Below are 18949 nucleotides of genomic sequence, written 5' to 3'. Positions count from 1 at the left end.
GGTGCGGGTGCGTTGTGGGTTTTTGCGCAGTTCCCCGCGCCCCTGATGGCGTTTCCGCGCGCGGACGCTCGGGTGCGGGTGCGTGGGGGGTTGCGCAGTTCCCCGCGCCGCTCAGGGGTTCTAGTGCGTGTTCTCCAGGTGCTGTCCCCTGAGCAGGAACCACGCGGCCACCGCTGTCGCCAGCAGGACCGCCGCGCCCGCTCCGGACGCCACGGTCAGGCCGTCGACGAACGCCTCTCGGGCCGACGACAGCATCTCCTCGGCCGCGGCGGGCGACATGTGCCCCGCCGCCTCCACAGCGCCGCCCAGTGATTCGTGCGCCCCTTCCGGTGTGCCCGCCGGGGCCGCGAAGCCCCTGTACACGCCCGTCACGATCGAGCCGAGTACCGCGATACCGAGGGCCGCGCCGAGTTCGTACGCCGTCTCGGACACCGCGGACGCCGCTCCCGCCTGGTCCTTGGGCACGGAGCCCAGGATGACGTCGGCGGTCACCGTGAAGGAGAAACCCGCTCCCACGCCGACCAGCAGCAGGGCCGCGCCCAGCACGGGGTAGGCCGTGGACTGGCCGATCGTCGTCAGAGCGGCCAGCGCGAGGCCGATCGCCGCGAGACCGCCGGAGACCACGGCCCGTACCGAGAGGCGGCGGGCGGCCCGGCCCGCGATCAGGCCGGCGACCACCGCGCCGACGGCGGCGGGCAGTTCGGCCAGACCCGCCTCCAACGGGCGCCTGCCCTGGACGAGCTGGAGGTACTGGGAGAGGAAGAACACCAGGCCGGACAGGCCGAGGATGGTCAGCAGGTCGGCCAGGACCGCGCCGCTGAAGCCGCGGTTGCGGAACAGGCGCATGTCCAGCAGGGGGGCCGGCAGGGTCAGCTGGCGGCGGACGAAGCCGTACAGCGCGGCCGCGCCCAACAGACCCGTGCCGAGCGCGATCGAGGTGAAGCCGTGCGTGGCGGCCTCCTTGACGGCGTAGACGATGCCGATCATGCCGACCAGGGACAGCAGCACGCTGGGCAGGTCCCACGGGCCGGGGTTCGGGGTGCGGGACTCGGGAAGCGTCCTGATGCCGACGACGACCAGGACGACCATCACGGGCAGGTTGATGAGGAAGACCGAGCCCCACCAGAAGTGTTCGAGGAGGAAGCCGCCCACGATGGGGCCGACCGCGGTGCCCGCGGAGGCGGTCGCGCCCCAGATGCCGACCGCGAGGCTGCGCTCCCGCGGGTCGTGGAAGAGGTTGCGGATCAGGGCGAGGGTGGCGGGCATCAGGGTCGCGCCGGCCACGCCGAGCAGGGCCCGGGCCGCGATCATCGTCTCCGGGGTCGTCGCGTAGGCGTTGAGGACCGATATCAGCCCGAACGCGGTGGCGCCCATGAGCAGGATCCGCTTGCGGCCGATGCGGTCGCCCAGGCTGCCCATCGAGACGAGCAGACCGGCGATGACGAAGGAGTAGACGTCGCCGATCCAGAGGAGCTGGGTGCCGGAGGGCTCGAGGTCCTCGCTGATGTACGGGGTCGCGAGACCGAGGACGGTCGCGTCGACGGCCACCAGCAGCACGGCGAGCACGAGGACGGAGAGCGCGAGCCAACGGTCCGGACGCTTCACCGCCCCGGTCGTGGTCGCCGGCCGCAGGGTGCTGGTCATGATTCCTCTATCTGTGATGCCGAACTCTGTGGTGCGGGGTTCTGTGATGCGGGGTTCTGTGGTGCGGGGCTGTGGGGTGCCTGACTGCGGGTTTCCGGGCTGTGGGTGTCCGGGCCGGGGGTGTCGCGGCCGTGGGTGTCCGGGCTCTGTGCCGAGGGTGGCCTCAGCGCGCCGCCGAGCAGCAGCTCGGCGATCATGTGCTGGAAGTCCTTGGGGGCGCCCTTGCCGCTCTGCACCATCCAGGCGCCGGAGGCCAGCAGGCCGAACAGCGCCTCGGTGAGCCAGGCGGGCGTGAGGTCGATGCGGAACTCGCCGCTCAGTTGTCCGCGCCGGAACAGGTCCGAGATCCGGTCGTCTATCCGGGTCCAGCCGTGGTTCAGTTCCTCGCCCTCGAACAGCTGGTTCTCGGTGTAGAGGAAGGCGAGCAGGCCGGCGGCCGGTTCGATCTCCCGGACGAGCCGGCGTACGGCGTCGGGCGCGGGACCCTCGTCCAGCCGCGCCGCGTCCAGAGCGGTCTCGCACTCCGCGATGCCGAGGGCCTCCAGGGCCCGCACCAGCGCGTCGCGGCCGGCGAAGTGACGGTGCAGTGTGGCCCGGCTGATGCCGGCCGCCTTGGCCACCTCGTCCATCGTCGCGGTGGATTTGCGGGTCAGCAGGGCCGCGGCTCCGCGCAGCACTTGATCACGATCGACAGCCATGAGACAAGACTAACCCAGATGAGACACCGATGTCTCATCCTGGGCGTGCGTGAGTCACTCAAGCGTGCTCACGCGGGCATGCTCACTGCTGTGGCCGGACGGTCCGGTGGGTGCCTCAGTGCCAGGGCAGGCTGCCGCGCCGCTCCCAGTAGGCCCGCGGCTCCTCCGCCAGCCCGGCCAGCCGGTCCACCTGATCGTCGTCGAGGTCCACGACCGCCGCGTGCAGGTTGGAGGCGAGCTGGGTGGCGGTCGCCGCGCCGGAGAGGACGACGCCGGCCCAGGGCTGCCGCAGGATCAGCGCGAGGGCGACCGCGTCGCAGCCGAGCGACGTCTGTGCCGCCACGGCCTTCAGGGCGTCCGGCGCATGCGGCTGGGCGAGGCGCCCGTTGGCCATGCCCTCCTTCACGATCACCGTGAGCCCGGCGTCATGGGCCTCGGCGAGGGCCGGGCCGGCCGAGGTCTCCAGCGCGTTGTACGTCGACTGGACGGTACGGAAGAGGGGCTCGCCGTCGACCGTCACGGCGAGGGCGGCGCGGATGGCCTCGGCCTGGGCGGGGCCGCTGGTGGAGAAGCCGACGGTGAGGCCCTGCGCGGCGGACTCGGCCAGCTTCGCGTGGAGTTCCTTGTCGGTGAGGGCGGGACTGTCCGGGGTCACCGAGTGGATCTGGTAGAGGTCGAGCCGGTCGCCGAGCAGTTCCGCCGTCTCGGCGCGCTGCCGTTCGTACGTCGGGAGCCCGTGGTCCTTGACCTCGTGCCGCTCCGCGTCCGTGGTCCAGTCGGCGGTGTAGGTGTAGCCCCACTTGCTGCCCACCACGATGTCGTCCGCGTGGGGCCTGGACTTGAGCCAGTCGGCGAGGAACTCCTCGGAACGGCCGTAGGAGCGGGCCGCGTCGAAGTAGCGGACGCCCTGGGCGTAGGCGGCGTCGAGGAGTTCGTGGGTGCGGGCACGCAGCGATTCGACGCTGCGGTCCGCCCCGAGGTCGGTTTCCCGGCCGAGGTTGATGTAGCCGGGGCGGCCGACTGCGGCGAGGCCCAGTCCGAGGTGGCAGGTGGGGGTCGTCGCTGTGGCCAGTCGGGCGAAGGGCATCGCGGGCTCCGTTGGTCGGCTGCGGTACGGCTTCCGACCAACGTAGTCCGTCGTGACCTTCGGTGAGTGCGGGGCGCCTCGGAGCCCGGGAGGTACGGCTCGTCGGCGGGTGCGGGTGGCGCGTGGCTTGTCACGCGGTTCCCCGCACCCCTCAGGGCGCTGCCCTCAGCGCTTGTCCTTGGCCGTTGCCCACGCGTGCTGGGCCGCCACGTCCGCCTTCACCTCTGCGAGCTGGATCGCCACCGCGCTGGGCGCCGTACCGCCGCGGCCGTCGCGGGAGGCGAGGGCGCCGGGGACGTTGAGGACGGAGCGCACCTCGGGGGTGAGGTGGGCGGAGATCTTCGCGAACTGCTCGTCGGTGAGGCCGTCGAGCTCCTTGCCGTCGGCCTCGGCGACCTTGACGCACTCGCCGGCGACCTCGTGCGCGACCCGGAACGGCACGCCCTGCTTGACCAGCCACTCGGCGATGTCGGTGGCGAGCGAGAACCCGGCCGGGGCCAGCTCCTCCATGCGCTCGCGGTGGACGGTGAGGGTGGCGACCATGCCGGTGAAGGCGGGGAGCAGGACCTCGAGCTGGTCGCAGGAGTCGAAGACCGGCTCCTTGTCCTCCTGGAGGTCACGGTTGTAGGCGAGCGGGAGGGCCTTGAGGGTCGCCATGAGACCGGTCAGGTTGCCGATCAGGCGGCCCGACTTGCCGCGCGCCAGCTCCGCGATGTCGGGGTTCTTCTTCTGCGGCATGATCGACGAGCCGGTGGAGAACGCGTCGTGCAGCGTCACGAAGGAGAACTCCTTCGTGTTCCAGATGATGATCTCCTCGGAGATCCGGGAGAGGTTCACGCCGATCATCGCGGTGATGAAGGCGAACTCGGCGACGAAGTCGCGGGACGCCGTGCCGTCGATGGAGTTGCCGACGCTGCCGCGCTCGAAGCCGAGGTCCTCGGCCACCGCCTCCGGGTCCAGGCCGAGGGAGGAACCCGCCAGGGCACCGGAGCCGTACGGCGACACGGCGGTGCGGTCGTCCCACTGACGCAGGCGTTCCGCGTCCCGGGACAGCGACTGCACATGGGCGAGGACATGGTGGGCGAAGAGCACCGGCTGGGCGTGCTGGAGGTGGGTGCGGCCGGGCATCGCCACGTCCGGGTGGGCCTCCGCCAGGCCGATCAGGGCGTCCTGGAGTTCGGCGATCAGGCCGCCGAGGATCCGGGCGTGGTCGCGCAGGTACATCCGGAAGAGGGTGGCCACCTGGTCGTTGCGGGAGCGGCCCGCGCGCAGCTTGCCGCCCAGGTCGGCGCCGAGGCGTTCCAGGAGGCCGCGCTCCAGGGCGGTGTGGACGTCCTCGTCGGCGATGGTGCCCACGAAGGAACCGTCGGCGACGTCCGCCTCGAGCCGGTCGAGGCCGTCGATCATCCGGGTCAGCTCGTCCTCGGTGAGCAGGCCCGCCTTGTGCAGCACGCGCGCGTGGGCACGCGAACCGGCGATGTCGTAGGGCGCGAGGCGCCAGTCGAAGTGGACGGAGGCGGACAGCTTCGCCAGCGCCTCGGCGGGACCGTCGGCGAAACGGCCGCCCCAGAGCCTTACGTCACCGCTGTTGCTGCTCACTTGCGTTGCTCCTCACCACTGCGCTGCGCTCCACGTCGTGCATGAGTATGCAGCGCTATGCATGATTCGTCAATTCGACTCCGGACGGCCGCCCGGTTCCGGATCTCGAGAAGTTTTTGAAAGGAGTTTGAACAACAGCAACCGCTTACCCGTACTCACGACTGAACGCCGGCGCCGCGTTTGTACACCCACTCCTGACCCAAGTGAGGCATCCGCATGTCCAGGGCTCTTCCGAAGTACAACAAGCGTCGCGTGGTGGTCATCGGCGCGGCCGCCGCTCTGGCACTGTCCGGCGCGGTCGTCGTCAACTCCGCCCTCGCCGGGGAGTCGTCCAAGAGCAGCGGCTCGACCAACGCCAAGACGCTCGCCAGCCCCGGCACCATCTCGTGCCCGGACGTGGCCTCCCAGCTTCCCGCGATCCCCGCCTCCGCGCAGGCCGAGGTCGACCGCAACCTGGCCCTGCTGCAGACGCAGATCGCGGAGGCCAACAAGCGGCTGGTCGACACCGTGGGCCAGGGCGGGGCGAACTTCGTACAGAACGCGATCCTCGGCCCGCTGGAGGGCAAGCGGGTCTCCACGATCGACCGCATCGCCATCTCGATCGGCCGCCAGGGCACCAAGCCGCAGGGCCTCGACGCGCTCGCACCGTGCGCCCTCGACGCGGGCGGCGTCGCGGACACCGGTGAGGAAGCCGGCGACGACGCCGCCGCGGGTGACGAGGCCGAGGCCACGCCCGGCGCGGAGGAGACCGCCGCCGAAGGGGCGGACGGCGGCGCGGCGGAGACGGGCGACGACACCGGCGCCGACGCGGCCGGCGTGGGCACCATCAGCTGCCCGGACGTCGCCTCACAGCTCCCGGAGATCCCCGCCACCGCGCAGGCCGAGGTGGACCGGAACCTGGCGCTGCTCCAGACGCAGATCGACGAGGCCAACACCCGCCTCCAGAACACGGTCGGCCAGGGTGGCGCCAACTTCGTGCAGAACGCGATCCTCGGCCCGCTGGCGGACAAGCGGGTCTCCACGATCGACCGCATCGCCATCTCGATCGGCCGCAAGGGCACCAAGCCGCAGGGCCTCGACGCCCTGGCCGCCTGCACGTTGAACAAGTGACGTGACAGGCACAGCGGCCGCCCCGAGAAGCGCCGGCCGGGGCGGCCGCTGTGGCGTGTGCACACCCCACCTGTTTTCTTATTTCCTTAGACACGCGAAAGGCTTTCCCGGATAATCGTTAGACATGGGAAAGACCTACGAGCGCATCGACGGCAGACTCCGCACGTTCATCGAGGAGCAGCCCCTTTTCTTCACCGCGACCGCCCCGCTGTCCGGCGACGGCACGGTGAACCTCTCCCCCAAAGGCCTCAAGGGGTCGTTCGCCGTTCTCGACGAACTCACCGTGGCCTACCTCGACTTCGCCGGCTCCAACGCGGAGACCATCGCGCACCTGCGGGAGAACGGCCGGATCACCCTGATGTGGTGCGCCTTCCAGGGGCCGCCGAACATCGTGCGGGTGCACGGCCGCGGGGAACCCGTCTTCCGCGACGACCCCCGGTTCCCGGAGCTCCTCGCCCGCTTCCCGGACCTGGACCCGACCCCGCACGGGTTGCGCGCGATCATCGTCGTGCACGCCGAACTCGTGCGGGACACCTGCGGGTACGCGGTGCCCTTCATGACGTACGACGAGGAGCGCGAGCTGCACGCCAAGCGGTTCGCGCGGGAGGACGACGAGTCGCTCAGCGCCTACTTCGCGAAGAAGGAGTACATCGCCACGAGCATGGACGGACTGCCCGGACTGCCGTTGCCCCTGAGTCCGATTTGACGTGCATATGCTTTCTGTACAGACAGTCAACACTTGGGCCTCTTGGGGGATTTGACGGAATTCCCCCTTCCGCCGTACTCGTCCCCTAGCGTGGCTCACGCCCGCGCGCTCTCGCGCCGGTGCGACCACATGGGGGAAACATGTTCCGACCCGCACGCGAACCACAGAGCAAACGCCATGTCCGCTCCTCGTTCTACGTCATGGGCGAGGGCATCCTCGCCGAGTCCCGGGACGGCGGTCCGGTGGAGCCGCTGGCCGCCTCCACCGTGGCGGACCTGCGCAAGTTCCGCTTCTCCCGGCTGGGCCCCCGCTCCCGGCCGGCCCAGCAGCTCGACCGGAACGCCCGCACCGAGCTGGCCAAGGCGATGACGGACCCCGAGCGGGACCACCCCGACCAGCCGGGGGTCCCGTCGGGGTTCACCTATCTCGGCCAGTTCGTGGACCACGACCTCACCCTGGACGCCACCGCGGTGCGCCTGGAGGACGAGATCACGGTGCGCCAGCTCCTCCAGGGCCGCTCCCCGGCCCTCGACCTCGACTCCCTCTACGGCCTCGGGCCCGCCCACCGCTTCGACCGCCGGTTCTACGAGGACGACGGCCTCCGGCTGAAGTCCGGCACGACCCAGGGCATACCGAACGACCCCTCCATCGCGGGCCGGCCCCTCACCGGGTTCGACCTGCCCCGGCAGGGCACGGGCTCGCTGAAGTCCGAACGGCGCCGGGCGCTGATCCCGGACCCGCGCAACGACGAGAACCTGGTCGTCGCCCAGGTCCACGCCGCCTTCATCCGGTTCCACAACCGGGTGGTGGCCGACCTGGTCGGCAAGGGCGTGTCGAGCGCGGTCCTCTTCGAGTCGGCACGCGAGACGGTCGTCAAGCACTACCAGTGGATGCTGCGCCACGACTTCCTGCGCAGGATCGTCGACCCCGAGATCGTCGAGGACGTGTTCGACAACGGCCGCCGGGTGTTCGAACCCTCGCCGGGCGAACACGACCTGCCGACCATGCCGATCGAGTTCTCCGTGGCCGCCTACCGGCTGGGACACAGCATGGTCCGGGGCCGCTACAACTGGAACCGGATCTTCGACCGCGGCCGGGGCACGCTCGAGCTCCTGTTCCAGTTCAGCGGCACCAGTGGCACCCTGTCGCCGCCCCCCGCCGACCCGGCGGACCCGGAGTCGGGAGACTTCGAGCGCCTGCCCACCAACTGGATCGCCGACTTCCGCCGACTGTTCGCCTTCCAGGAGGCGGTGCCGGAGCGGACCGACCTCCTCGTGCCCGAGGCGCAGTTCAACCTCGCCAAGCGGATCGACACCCTGCTGGTCGACCCGCTCGCCGACCTGCCGCTCGGCTCCTTCGGCGGACGCGGCCTGCCGAGGCCCGCGCAGGCCGAGCTGAACCTCGCCTTCCGCAACCTCACCCGGGCCTCGATGCTGCGGCTCGCCACGGGGCAGCAGATGGTCGAGCACTTCATCGACCGCAAGGTCGACGTGGAACCGCTGACCGCGGCCGACATCGCGCAGGGCGGCGGTGCACAGCTCTCCGGCGAGCTCGCGGAAGCGGTCGCCCAGCACACCCCGCTGTGGTTCTACATCCTGCGGGAGGCCGAGGTGAGGGGCGAGGGCAAGCTGACCGGCGTCGGCGGCCGCATCGTCGCCGAGGTGTTCCACCGGGCCATCGAGGGCAGCAGGCACTCCATCGTGCGCGACCCGTTCTGGCGTCCCTTCCTCAGCCCGGTCGAGGAGCGCAACTCCCAGGACGTCTTCGAGATGACCGACCTGCTGCTGTACGCCTTCGAAGGACGGGCCGACCAGCTCAACCCGCTGGGTCCGGTGACCTGAGCGGCCGGTGCGGGTGGGCCGGCACCCCGCACGGTCGGCCCACCCGGCCTGCCGGTGCCGCCACCCGCGCATAGCGTCTGATCATGCGCCCTCGTGTCGTCGCCACCGCCCTCGTCTGCGCGTCCCTCGGCCTGCTCGGTGCCGCTCCGGGCACCGGGGCCGCCCCGCCGCTGCCCGCGCGGATGGCGGACACGGGCGGCGGCACCCAGCTGATCACCGCCGTGGCCCCGCGGGCCGGTGCCACCTCGGGCACGCTCACCTGGTGGGACCTGAGGAACGGCCGGTGGGTGCCGGCCGGTTCCACGCCGGCCCGGTTCGGCGCGAAGGGCCTGGTCGAGGGCGCCTCGCGCCGACAGGGCACGAACACGACACCGACGGGCCTGTACGGCCTCCCCTACGCCTTCGGCATCCGGCCGGCGCCGCCCGGGACGTCGTACGCCTACCGCCCGGTGCGCCAGGACTCCTGGTGGTGCCAGGACAACAAGTCCCGCGCCTACAACCGGTGGACCGAGCCGCGCCCCGCGGACTGCCGCGCGGCCGAGTCCGAGCACCTGGTCACCTACCGCACCCAGTACGCGCACGCGCTGGTCATCGGCTTCAACTACGGCAGTCCGGTGCGGGGCCGCGGGGCGGGAATCTTCCTGCACGTCAACGGACGCGGGGCGACCGCCGGTTGTGTGTCGGTCCCGACGGGGGCGATGCGGCGGCTCCTGACATGGGCCCGACCGGGGAAGCGACCCCACATCGCGATCGGCACGACGGACGGGCGTACGGCGATCACCCGGTACTGAGCGGCCTCGCGACGATTGCCCGTGGTCGCGTCCGGTGACGGTCTGCGTGGAACGCTGAACACTCCGCCTCCTCGGCCCGTATCTGAGGGCCAAGGGTCCGTATCCACGGAGGAACAGTGACCACGACGATCGCCGGCGGCCGTGCCGCCCGCCGCCAGACGATGCGCCGCATCCGCCCGCGCCGCTCCCCGGCCGTCCCGTTGCTGCTCGCCGTATGGGCGGGCGCGGCGGGTGTGCTGTGGCTGTGGTGGGCCAACACGCCGAACATCGCGGACGACAACAGCAGGATCCTCAACGCGGGACGGATCACCGGGCTGCTCGCCGGGTACCTGATGGCGCTCGTGGTGCTGCAGATGGCACGGGTGCCCGCACTGGAGCGGCGGGTGGGCTCGGACCGGGTCGCTCGCTGGCACGCGATGAGCGGCCGGTACACGCTCTGCCTGGTCTTCGCGCACGTGTTCCTGATCATGTGGGGATACGCGCTCCAGGCCGGCAAGACGCTGGGGGACATCGTCCAGCAGACGATCGACTCCATCAACCAGCTGCCGGACATGGGCAAGGCGGCGATCGGCACCGGTCTGTTCCTGCTCATCGGGCTGGTGTCGATCGGACCCGTGCGCCGCCGGATGCCGTACGACACCTGGTACCACATCCATCTGATGACGTACGCGGCCGTGTTCCTGACGTTCTGGCACCAGATCACCACCGGGAACGACTTCGCCATCGAGCCGACCGCGAAGACCGTCTGGTACGCGCTGTACGGCTCGGTCACCGCGCTGGTCGTCTGGTACCGCGTCATCGTCCCGGTCCGGCTGAACCTGCGGCACCGGCTGCGCGTCGAGGCGGTCATCGAGGAGACGCCGGGCATCGTGTCGGTGCTGATCGGCGGGCGCAAGCTGCACCGGATGGGCGCGGAGGCCGGTCAGTTCTTCCGGTGGCGGTTCATGGCGCCGGGGATGCGGTTCAGCTCCCACCCGTACTCGCTGTCGGCGGCCCCCCGCCCGGACCTCCTGCGGATCACCGTCAAGGCGATCGGCGACCACAGTGCGGCGCTGCGTGAGCTGCAGCCCGGCACGAAGGTGTGGGCCGAGGGTCCGTACGGTGCGATGACGGCGTCCCGGCGCAGCCGCGGCAAGGTGCTGCTGGTGGCCGGCGGGGTCGGCATCACGCCGATGCGGGCACTGTTCGAGACGCTGCCGGGCGCGGCCGGTGACATCACCCTTCTCTACCGGGCCAACAGCACTCAGGACCTGGCGCTGTGGGACGAGCTGGCGAAGATCGCCGACGAGCGCGGGGCGCGGCTGATGTACGCCGTCAACAGCCCCGACGGGGAGCGCCCCGACATCTCGGCGGAGTCCCTCCAGCGGAAGATCCCCGACATCGACAGCCACGACGTCTTCATGTGCGGACCCAACGGCTTCGCCCAAGGGGTGTACGAGGCACTGCGCGGCGCCGGGGTTCCCGCCCGCCGCATCCACCACGAGTCGTTCGAGATGTGAGCGACCCGTACGCACGGGAACCTCGCCACCAACGGGAATCAGGAGCTCAGGAAGCGATGAGGAAGAGCCACCCTCTTCGGCGCGTCGTACTCGCCACCGCCGCCACCGTGTCCGGGATCGTGCTGCTGCTGTCGCTGAAGCCGTCGTCCGACCCGGGCGCCGCCCAGGCGGCGGGCGCGGGCGCGGCGGCGCAGGAAGCGGCGCAGGGCGGGTCCGGGGCGGTCGTGTCGGGGACGATGACCGGTGACGCGGCGCAGACGCAGTACGGGGCCGTGCAGGTCCGGATCACCGTCGTCAACAACAAGATCACCAAGGCCGAGGCGGTCCAGGCGCCCAAGGGCGGCACCAGCGACCAGAAGACCGCGCTGGCCGTCCCCAAGCTCAACGCCGACGTGGTCGCCAAGCAGAGCCCGGACATCGACACGGTCTCGGGCGCCACGTACACCAGCGAGGGCTACAAGAAGTCCCTCCAGTCGGCGATCGACAAGGCGAACGCGAGCGCCGGCTCCGGGGCTTCCCAGGGCTCCGGCAGCGCGCAGGCGTCCGGCACCTTCACCGGTGACGCGGCGCAGACGCAGTACGGCGCCGTCCAGGTCCGGATCACGGTCGCCGGCGGGAAGATCACCAAGGCGGAGGCCGTCCAGGCCCCCAAGGGCGGCACCAGCGACCAGAAGACCGAGCTCGCCGTCCCGAAGCTCAACGCGGCTGCGGTCGCGGCCGGCAACGCCGACATCGACACCGTCTCCAGCGCGACGTACACCAGCGAGGGCTACAAGAAGTCCCTCCAGTCGGCGCTGGACAAGGCGAAGGCGACGGCGGGCTCGTCGTCCGGGTCCGGCGACGCGGGGGCCTCTTCGGGGGCCGCGCAGGCCAAGACCGTCACCGGCAGCGTCACGCAGACGCAGTACGGCGCCGTCCAGGTCCGGATCACGGTCGCCGGCGGGAAGATCACCAAGGCGGAGGCCGTCCAGGCCCCCAAGGGCGGCACCAGCGACCAGAAGACCGAGCTGGCCATCCCGAAGCTCAACGCGGCTGCGGTCGCGGCCGGCAACGCCGACATCGACACCGTCTCCAGCGCGACCTTCACCAGCGAGGGCTACAAGAAGTCCTTGCAGTCGGCGCTGGACCAGGCCGGTGGCTGACACCGTGGCCGAGTCGGCGCCGGCCCCCGCCGTGCTGCGCCACGCCGAAGAGGTAATGGGGACCGTCTTCTCCTTCGACGTCCGCGGCGGGGAACCCGAGGCGGTGCGGGCGGCGCTGGAGAAGGCGATCGCCTCGCTGCACCGGGTGAACGAGGTGTTCAGCACCTACCGCGAGGACAGCCAGGTCTCCCGGCTGGTACGCGGTGAGCTGACCGTCGAGGAGTGCGATCCGGAAGTGGCCGAGGTGCTGGAGCTGGGCGCCGAGGCGGAGCGGGTGAGCGACGGCTGGTTCAGCATGCGCTACCAGGGCCGGCTCGACCCGACCGGCATCGTGAAGGGCTGGGCCGCCGAGCGCGCGGCCCGGCTGGTCGCGGCGGCGGGCGTGAGCGGGGTGAGCGTCAACGGCGGCGGGGACGTGCAGTTGCTCGGTGTCCCCGGGCCCGAGCGGCCCTGGCGGGTCGGGGTGTCCGACCCGCTGCGCCCGGGTGGTCTCGCCGCGGTGGTCTCGGCGGCGGGAGCGGACGAACTGGCCGTCGCGACCTCCGGTACGGCGGAGCGGGGCGCCCACATCGTGGATCCGCGAACGGGCCGCTCCGCGGTGACCGACCTGGTCGCCGTGACGGTGGTGACACCGCAGTTGACCTGGGCGGACTGCTGGGCCACGGCCGCGTTCGCGATGGGCTCGCGGGAGGCGCTGGGCTGGCTGGAGTCCCTGCCGGACGTGGAGGCACTGCTGATCACGGCGGGCGACGAGGTGCGCTGCACGGGGGGCCTGGCCGGCCGACTCGGCTGAGCCGTGGCCCGCCGACTCGGCCGAGCCACGGCCGGCCCGGGCGGGTGGCGCAACCCCGCGCTGCGGACAGCCCCCGCGCCCTGTGCTGCCGCTGGCGGCACGGGTCGGCGCGGTGACGAGGGCGACCGAGCTGCGGCGGCACAGGCGCTTCCCCAGGGGCCCGGGGCCGTGTCGATATGCGGCTCCGCCGCGGGGCGCGACCAGTCCCCGCTCGCCGCCCGCAGTCGGCGAACAACCCGAGGAACCCCTCATCGGGCCGGTCAGCGGCCGCGCAACGACCGTCCAGTGGCCGGTCAGCGGCCGCTCAATGGCCGCTCAGTGGCCGTTCTGGGCAAGCCGCAGCAGATGGTCCGCCAAGGCCTGTCCGCCCGTCGGCTCCCTGCTGATCAGCAGCAACGTGTCGTCGCCCGCGATCGTCCCGAGGATGTCCTGCAGCTCGGCCTGGTCGATCGCCGAGGCGAGGAACTGGGCCGCGCCCGGCGGGGTGCGCAGCACCACGAGGTTGGCGGACGCCTCCGCGGAGATCAGCAGCTCCTGCGACAGCCGCCGCATCCGCTCTTCCTTCGCCGACTCCCCCAGCGGTGCCCGGGGGGTCCGGAAACCTCCCTCGCTGGGCACCGCGTAGATCAGGTCGCCGTCGTTGTTGCGGATCTTCACCGCGTTGAGCTCGTCCAGGTCCCGCGACAGCGTCGCCTGGGTGACGCTCAGCCCGTCGTCGGCCAGCAGCTTCGCCAACTGGCTCTGCGACCGCACCGGTTGCCGGTTGAGGATGTCCACGATCCGGCGGTGACGCGCCGTGCGGGTCTGCGGCACGGCGGGCCCGCCCGCGCCCGGCTGCTCATGTTCCTGCGCCTGACTCATCGTCGTCTCATTCTCCGGTTCTCCGGATCGTCACTCTCCGCTCGCCGCGGCTGCGTCGAGGATTCCGGGCAGCGCCCCGAGGAACGCCTCCACCTCGTCGTCGCCGAGGTTCAGCGGCGGCATCAGCCGGACGACGTCGGGGGCGGGCACGTTCACCAGGAATCCGGCCTCCTGAGCCGCCGCCCGCACCTGGGGCGCGCGGGGCTCGGTGAGCACGATACCCAGGAGCAGGCCCGCTCCCCGGACATAATCGATCAACGAGTGGCCCGCACCCTCGATTCCGGTCCGCAACTTCTCGCTCTGCCGCTTGACGTTCTCCAGCAGCCCCTCGTTCTCGATGGTGTCGAGAACGGCGAGTCCGGCGGCGCAGGCGACAGGGTTGCCGCCGAAGGTGGTGCCGTGGTGGCCGGGCTGCAGCAGCTCGGCGGCCCGCCCGAAGGCGATCGTCGCGCCCAGCGGCAGTCCGCCGCCGAGGCCCTTGGCCAGCGTCACGACGTCCGGCAGGACGCCCTCGTGGGCCTGGTACTCGAACCAGTGCCCGGTCCGGCCGACGCCGGTCTGCACCTCGTCGAGGACCAGCAGCGCGCCGGTCGCGGCGGTGATCGCGCGGGCGGCCTTGAGGTAGCCGGCCGGCGGCACCACGACACCCAGTTCGCCCTGGATCGGCTCCAGGACGACGAGCGCCGTCTCCTCGGTGACCGCGGCGGCCAGCGCCTGCGCGTCACCGAACGGGACATGGGTGACCTCGCCGGGCAGCGGCAGGAACGGGTCCCGCTTGCCGGGCTGGCCGGTGAGCGCGAGCGCGCCCATGGTCCGGCCGTGGAAGGCGCCCTCGGTGGCGACGACGTGGGTCCGTCCGGTCAGCCGGCCGATCTTGAAGGCGGCCTCGTTGGCCTCGGCGCCCGAGTTGCAGAAGAAGACCCTGCCGTCCCGGCCGAAGTACTGGAGCAGCCGTTCGGCGAGCGTGACGGTCGGCTCGGACATGAAGAAGTTGGAGATGTGGCCGAGGGAGCCGATCTGCCGGCTCACGGCCTCGACGACGGCCGGGTGGGCGTGACCGAGCGCGTTGACCGCGATGCCGCCGACGAAGTCGAGGTACTCCTTGCCGTCGGCGTCCCAGACCCGGCTGCCCGCACCGCGTACGAGGGGCAACAGCGGGGTGCCGTAGTTGTTCATGAGCGCGCTCTGCCACCGCGCGGTCAGTTCCTCGTTGCTCATGACGGCTCCCCCTGTGCGTCCGGCTGTGTCGCCGGCTGTGTGGCCGGCTGTGTGGCCGACTCTGCGTGCGGCTTCTCGTCGGGCACGACCATCGTGCCGATGCCCTCGTCGGTGAAGATCTCCAGCAGGATCGAGTGCTGGACGCGCCCGTCGATGACGCGGGCGGTGTTCACGCCGTTGCGTACGGCGTGCAGACAGCCCTCCATCTTCGGGACCATCCCGGAGCTCAGCTCCGGCAGCAGCCTCTCCAGTTGGGAAGCGGTGAGGCGGCTGATCACCTCGTCGCTGTTCGGCCAGTCCTCGTAGAGGCCCTCGACGTCCGTGAGGACCATGAGGGTTTCGGCGCCAAGTGCCGCAGCGAGTGCCGCAGCCGCCGTATCAGCATTGACGTTGTAGACATGTCCGTCGTCCTGGGAGCGGGCGATCGACGAGACGACCGGGATGCGGCCGTCGGCGAGCAGCGCCTCGATGGCGCCCGTGTCGATCGCGGTGATCTCGCCGACCCGCCCGATGTCGACCAACTCGCCGTCGATCTCGGGCTGGTGCTTGGTGGCGGTGATGGTGTGCGCGTCCTCGCCGGTCAACCCGACGGCGAGCGGCCCGTGTTGGTTCAGCAGCCCGACCAGCTCGCGCTGGACCTGTCCGGCGAGCACCATCCGTACGACGTCCATGGCGTCCTCGGTGGTGACCCGCAGGCCGGCCTTGAACTCGCTGACGATGCCGTGCTTGTCGAGGGCGGCGCTGATCTGCGGGCCGCCGCCGTGCACGACGACGACATGCAGGCCGGCGTGCCGCAGGAAGACGACGTCCTGGGCGAAGGCGGCTTTCAGGTCCTCGTCGATCATGGCGTTGCCGCCGAACTTGATGACGACGGTCCTGCCGTTGTGCCGGGTCAGCCAGGGCAGCGCCTCGATGAGGATCTGGGCCTTGGGCAGGGCGGTGTGCTTACGCGTAGTACTCATGACGAGTACGCGCTGTTCTCGTGGACGTAGTCGGCGGTGAGGTCGTTGGTCCAGATGGTGGCCGTCTCGGAGCCGGCGGCGAGGTCGGCGACGATGTGCACCTCGCGGTAGCGCATGTCCACCTTCTCGCGGTCCTCTCCGACGCCGCCGTTCTTGCAGACCCAGACGCCGTTGATGGCGACGTTGAGCCGGTCGGCCTCGAAGACGGCCCCGGTCGTGCCGATCGCGGAGAGCACCCGGCCCCAGTTGGGGTCCTCGCCGTGGATCGCGCACTTGAGGAGGTTGTTGCGGGCGATGGAGCGGCCCACCTCGACGGCGTCGTCCTCGCTCGCCGCGTTGACGACCTCGACCTTGATGTCCTTGCTGGCGCCCTCGGCGTCCCGGATCAGCTGCTGGCCGAGGTCGTCGCAGACGGTCCGTACGGCGGCGGCGAACTCCTCGTATCCCGGGGTGACTTCGGAGGCGCCGGAGGCGAGCAGCAGCACGGTGTCGTTGGTCGACATACAGCCGTCGGAGTCGACCCGGTCGAAGGTGACCTTGGTGGCGGCGCGCAGCGCCTTGTCCAGGGTCTCGCTGTCGAGGTCGGCGTCGGTGGTGAGGAGGACCAGCATGGTGGCGAGGCCCGGGGCGAGCATGCCCGCGCCCTTGGCCATGCCGCCGACGGTCCAGCCGGCCTGCGTGACGACGGACGTCTTGTGGACGGTGTCGGTGGTCTTGATGGCGATGGCGGCCTTCTCGCCACCGTGTTCGGAGAGTTGGCCGACGGCGGTCTCGACCCCCGGCAGCAGCTTGTCCATCGGGAGCAGGACGCCGATGAGTCCGGTGGAGGCGACGGCGACCTCGCCCGCGCCCAGACCCAGCACCTCGGCGACCTTCTCGGCGGTCGCGTGCGTGTCCTGGAAGCCCTTCGGCCCCGTGCAGGCGTTGGCGCCGCCGGAGTTGAGGATCACGGCGGACACCTGGCCGCTCTTGAGGACCTGCTCGGACCACAGCACCGGCGCGGCCTTCACACGGTTGGAGGTGAAGACGCCGGCGGCCGCGCGGCGGGGCCCGTCGTTGACCACGAGGGCCAGGTCCGGGTTGCCGTTCTGCTTGATCCCGGCGGCGATGCCCGCCGCCGTGAATCCCTTGGCTGCCGTGACGCTCACGGTGCGACTCCGATCGTGGAAAGCCCGGTGGTCTCGTCGAGCCCGAGGGCGATGTTCATGCTCTGGAGGGCGCCGCCCGCGGTGCCCTTGGTCAGGTTGTCGATGGCGCTGATGGCGATGATCCGGCCCACGGCCGCGTCGTACGCGACCTGCACCTGAACGGCGTTGGAACCGTGGACGGACGCCGTGGCGGGCCACTGCCCCTCGGGGAGCAGGTGCACGAACGGCTCGTCGGCGAAGGCCTTCTCGTAGGCGGCGCGGACGGAGTCGGCGGTGACGCCGGGCCTCGCCTTGGCGCTGCACGTGGCGAGGATGCCGCGGGACATCGGCACGAGGGTGGGCGTGAAGGAGACGGAGACCGGCTCCCCGGCCGCCGCGCTCAGGTTCTGGATCATCTCGGGTGTGTGCCGGTGGACGCCGCCGACGCCGTACGGCGAGACGGAGCCCATGACCTCGGATCCCAGCAGGTGCGTCTTGGGCGACTTGCCGGCGCCCGAGGTGCCGGAGGCGGCGACGATCACGGCCTCCTGCTCGGCGAGGCCCGCCGCGTACGCCGGGAAGAGCGCGAGCGAGACGGCCGTGGGATAGCAGCCCGGGACCGCGATGCGCCTGGACCCGGTGAGCGCCGCGCGGCCGCCGGGCAGTTCGGGCAGGCCGTAGGGCCAGGTCCCGGCGTGCGCGGAGCCGTAGAACCGCTCCCAGTCGCCCGCGTCCGTCAGCCGGAAGTCGGCGCCCATGTCGACGACGAGCACCTCAGGGCCGAGCTGCTCGGCGACGGCGGCGGACTGGCCGTGCGGCAGGGCGAGGAAGACGACATCGTGTCCGGCGAGGACCTCGGGGGTGGTCTCCTTCAGGACGCGGTCGGCCAGCGGCAGCAGGTGCGGCTGGAGCGCGCCCAGCCGCTGGCCCGCGTTGGAATTGCCGGTCAGGGCGCCGATCTCGACCTCGGGGTGCGTGAGGAGCAGGCGCAGCAGCTCTCCGCCCGCGTACCCGCTCGCTCCGGCCACCGCCGCACGTACCACCATGACTCCTCCTCCTGGATGGCATGACTATACGTTTCGCTGCACGTTTATGCAATCCATGCGGGGGCAGGGCCCGGAGCGATCTTTGCCCAGGCCGCGGGGCTGCGTAACCTCGACCCGGTGATCGCCATGACACCGATAACCAGCCTGGACCTGACCGGCTTCACCGAGCGTGAGCCGGGGGTGTGGACCGACGAGGCGGGGCTCGTCCTGTCGGTCCACTTCTTCCCGCTGATCCCGGACCTGCCCGCCGCGCTGCACGAGCCGCAACGGCTCGGGGCAGGGCTCGCGCAGCTCGTGGCCGGGGCCGGTGGCGGGCTGATCGAGGCGGTGCCCGGCTCCGTGGACGGCGTCCCTGCGGTGCGCCAGCTGGTCAAGATGCCGCTGGGCAGCCGGCCCGGGCAGGCGTTCCTCGGCTCCTGGACCGTGCCGAGGGCGGGGTCCAGCGCGGTCGTGAAGGTGCAGGCCGCCGAGGGCGCCACGACCGGGATGCGGGAGGCCATGATCATGGCGCAGGTGGGTCCGGCCGAGTACTTCCGGCCCCACCCCTACGCGGACGGACAGCCGGGCGGTCTGCCGTACCACGTCGGCGACCACGAGCAGTGGGACGCCCGGTTTCCCGACCATCCGCTCACCCTCGTGCGCGCCGCCCTGCAGCGGATCACGCCCACGATCACCTTCGACGACCGTTTCAAGGCCCTGCCGCCGTTCGGCGGGCCGGGCGCCCCGCAGTCGCTGCCCCACCTGCCGCCGCCCAGGCGCGGCTGGTTCCGGCGCCGCAAGGACGCCTGAGCGGCACGGGAGATCCGGCGGGTGCGGGCCTGCGTC

16 protein-coding genes and 1 pseudogene are annotated in these 18949 nt (G+C 71.4%); 8 read left to right on the top strand and 9 right to left on the bottom strand.

Annotation, left to right across the window (positions count from 1 at the left end; translation table 11 throughout):
* Positions 1-120: 120 nt before the first annotated feature.
* The 4 genes and pseudogenes from OG933_RS35000 to argH all read right to left on the bottom strand — a co-directional run bounded on the left by OG933_RS35000 (position 121) and on the right by argH (position 5028).
* Entirely contained in the window at positions 121-1644 is a 1524-nt protein-coding gene (locus OG933_RS35000; protein ID WP_362529858.1) for an MFS transporter, read from the bottom strand.
* A gap of 161 nt (positions 1645-1805) precedes the next feature.
* Positions 1806-2342 (bottom strand): annotated as a pseudogene (locus tag OG933_RS34995) (TetR/AcrR family transcriptional regulator); the annotation flags it as partial.
* A 115-nt stretch (positions 2343-2457) separates the two neighbouring features.
* Positions 2458-3429 (bottom strand): aldo/keto reductase, encoded by a 972-nt coding sequence (locus OG933_RS34990; RefSeq protein WP_405630872.1) that lies wholly within the window; start codon positions 3427-3429, stop codon positions 2458-2460.
* A gap of 165 nt (positions 3430-3594) precedes the next feature.
* Positions 3595-5028: an argininosuccinate lyase gene (argH, locus tag OG933_RS34985; RefSeq protein ID WP_142269419.1), complete on the bottom strand. Its 1434-nt coding sequence runs from the start codon at positions 5026-5028 to the stop codon at positions 3595-3597.
* A gap of 216 nt (positions 5029-5244) precedes the next feature.
* On the opposite strand from argH, the gene OG933_RS34980 reads away from it, so the two are divergent.
* The 7 genes from OG933_RS34980 (at position 5245) to OG933_RS34950 (ending at position 12910) form a co-directional block, all read left to right on the top strand.
* Entirely contained in the window at positions 5245-6138 is an 894-nt protein-coding gene (locus OG933_RS34980) for a hypothetical protein (RefSeq protein ID WP_405630869.1), read from the top strand.
* 124 nt (positions 6139-6262) lie between these two features.
* Positions 6263-6844 (top strand): pyridoxamine 5'-phosphate oxidase family protein, encoded by a 582-nt coding sequence (locus tag OG933_RS34975; RefSeq protein ID WP_020128771.1) that lies wholly within the window; start codon positions 6263-6265, stop codon positions 6842-6844.
* A gap of 140 nt (positions 6845-6984) precedes the next feature.
* Positions 6985-8685, top strand: a complete 1701-nt coding sequence (locus OG933_RS34970) for a peroxidase family protein (protein ID WP_405630866.1) — start codon at positions 6985-6987, stop codon at positions 8683-8685.
* Positions 8686-8768: 83 nt separating this feature from the next.
* A complete protein-coding gene (locus OG933_RS34965) occupies positions 8769-9476 on the top strand; it encodes a L,D-transpeptidase family protein (protein WP_362529843.1) in 708 nt (235 codons plus the stop codon).
* 116 nt (positions 9477-9592) lie between these two features.
* Positions 9593-10975: a ferredoxin reductase family protein gene (locus OG933_RS34960; RefSeq protein ID WP_362529840.1), complete on the top strand. Its 1383-nt coding sequence runs from the start codon at positions 9593-9595 to the stop codon at positions 10973-10975.
* Between the two features lie 56 nt (positions 10976-11031).
* Positions 11032-12117 (top strand): FMN-binding protein, encoded by a 1086-nt coding sequence (locus OG933_RS34955; RefSeq protein WP_405630863.1) that lies wholly within the window; start codon positions 11032-11034, stop codon positions 12115-12117.
* Positions 12110-12910: an FAD:protein FMN transferase gene (locus OG933_RS34950; protein ID WP_362529835.1), complete on the top strand. Its 801-nt coding sequence runs from the start codon at positions 12110-12112 to the stop codon at positions 12908-12910. Before OG933_RS34955 ends, OG933_RS34950 begins: the two co-directional genes overlap by 8 nt.
* Before the next feature lie 315 nt (positions 12911-13225).
* Here OG933_RS34950 and OG933_RS34945 read toward each other — a convergent pair whose 3' ends face one another.
* Genes OG933_RS34945 through argC form a run of 5 tightly spaced genes read right to left on the bottom strand, consistent with a single transcriptional unit; the run spans position 13226 to position 18124 of the window.
* Complete coding sequence (locus tag OG933_RS34945; RefSeq protein WP_020132361.1) at positions 13226-13771, bottom strand: arginine repressor; 546 nt, start codon at positions 13769-13771, stop codon at positions 13226-13228.
* Between the two features lie 30 nt (positions 13772-13801).
* On the bottom strand, positions 13802-14989 hold the full coding sequence (locus tag OG933_RS34940) for an acetylornithine transaminase (protein WP_405630858.1): 1188 nt from the start codon (positions 14987-14989) through the stop codon (positions 13802-13804).
* The gene (gene argB / locus OG933_RS34935; RefSeq protein ID WP_362529829.1) at positions 14986-15951 is read right to left on the bottom strand and encodes an acetylglutamate kinase; all 966 of its coding nucleotides are present in this window, start codon (positions 15949-15951) and stop codon (positions 14986-14988) included. The genes OG933_RS34940 and argB overlap by 4 nt, the downstream gene beginning before the upstream one ends.
* The gene (gene argJ, locus OG933_RS34930; protein ID WP_405630855.1) at positions 15948-17099 is read right to left on the bottom strand and encodes a bifunctional glutamate N-acetyltransferase/amino-acid acetyltransferase ArgJ; all 1152 of its coding nucleotides are present in this window, start codon (positions 17097-17099) and stop codon (positions 15948-15950) included. Before argJ ends, argB begins: the two co-directional genes overlap by 4 nt.
* Complete coding sequence (argC, locus tag OG933_RS34925) at positions 17096-18124, bottom strand: N-acetyl-gamma-glutamyl-phosphate reductase (protein ID WP_362529825.1); 1029 nt, start codon at positions 18122-18124, stop codon at positions 17096-17098. The genes argJ and argC overlap by 4 nt, the downstream gene beginning before the upstream one ends.
* Before the next feature lie 126 nt (positions 18125-18250).
* On the opposite strand from argC, the gene OG933_RS34920 reads away from it, so the two are divergent.
* A complete protein-coding gene (locus OG933_RS34920; RefSeq protein WP_362529823.1) occupies positions 18251-18913 on the top strand; it encodes a hypothetical protein in 663 nt (220 codons plus the stop codon).
* The last annotated feature ends 36 nt before the right edge of the window (positions 18914-18949 follow it).

This window comes from Streptomyces sp. NBC_00016 (genome assembly GCF_045040885.1).
GTDB classification, from domain to species: Bacteria; Actinomycetota; Actinomycetes; order Streptomycetales; family Streptomycetaceae; genus Streptomyces; species Streptomyces coriariae.
This window is presented reverse-complemented; position numbering and strand designations above follow the sequence as displayed.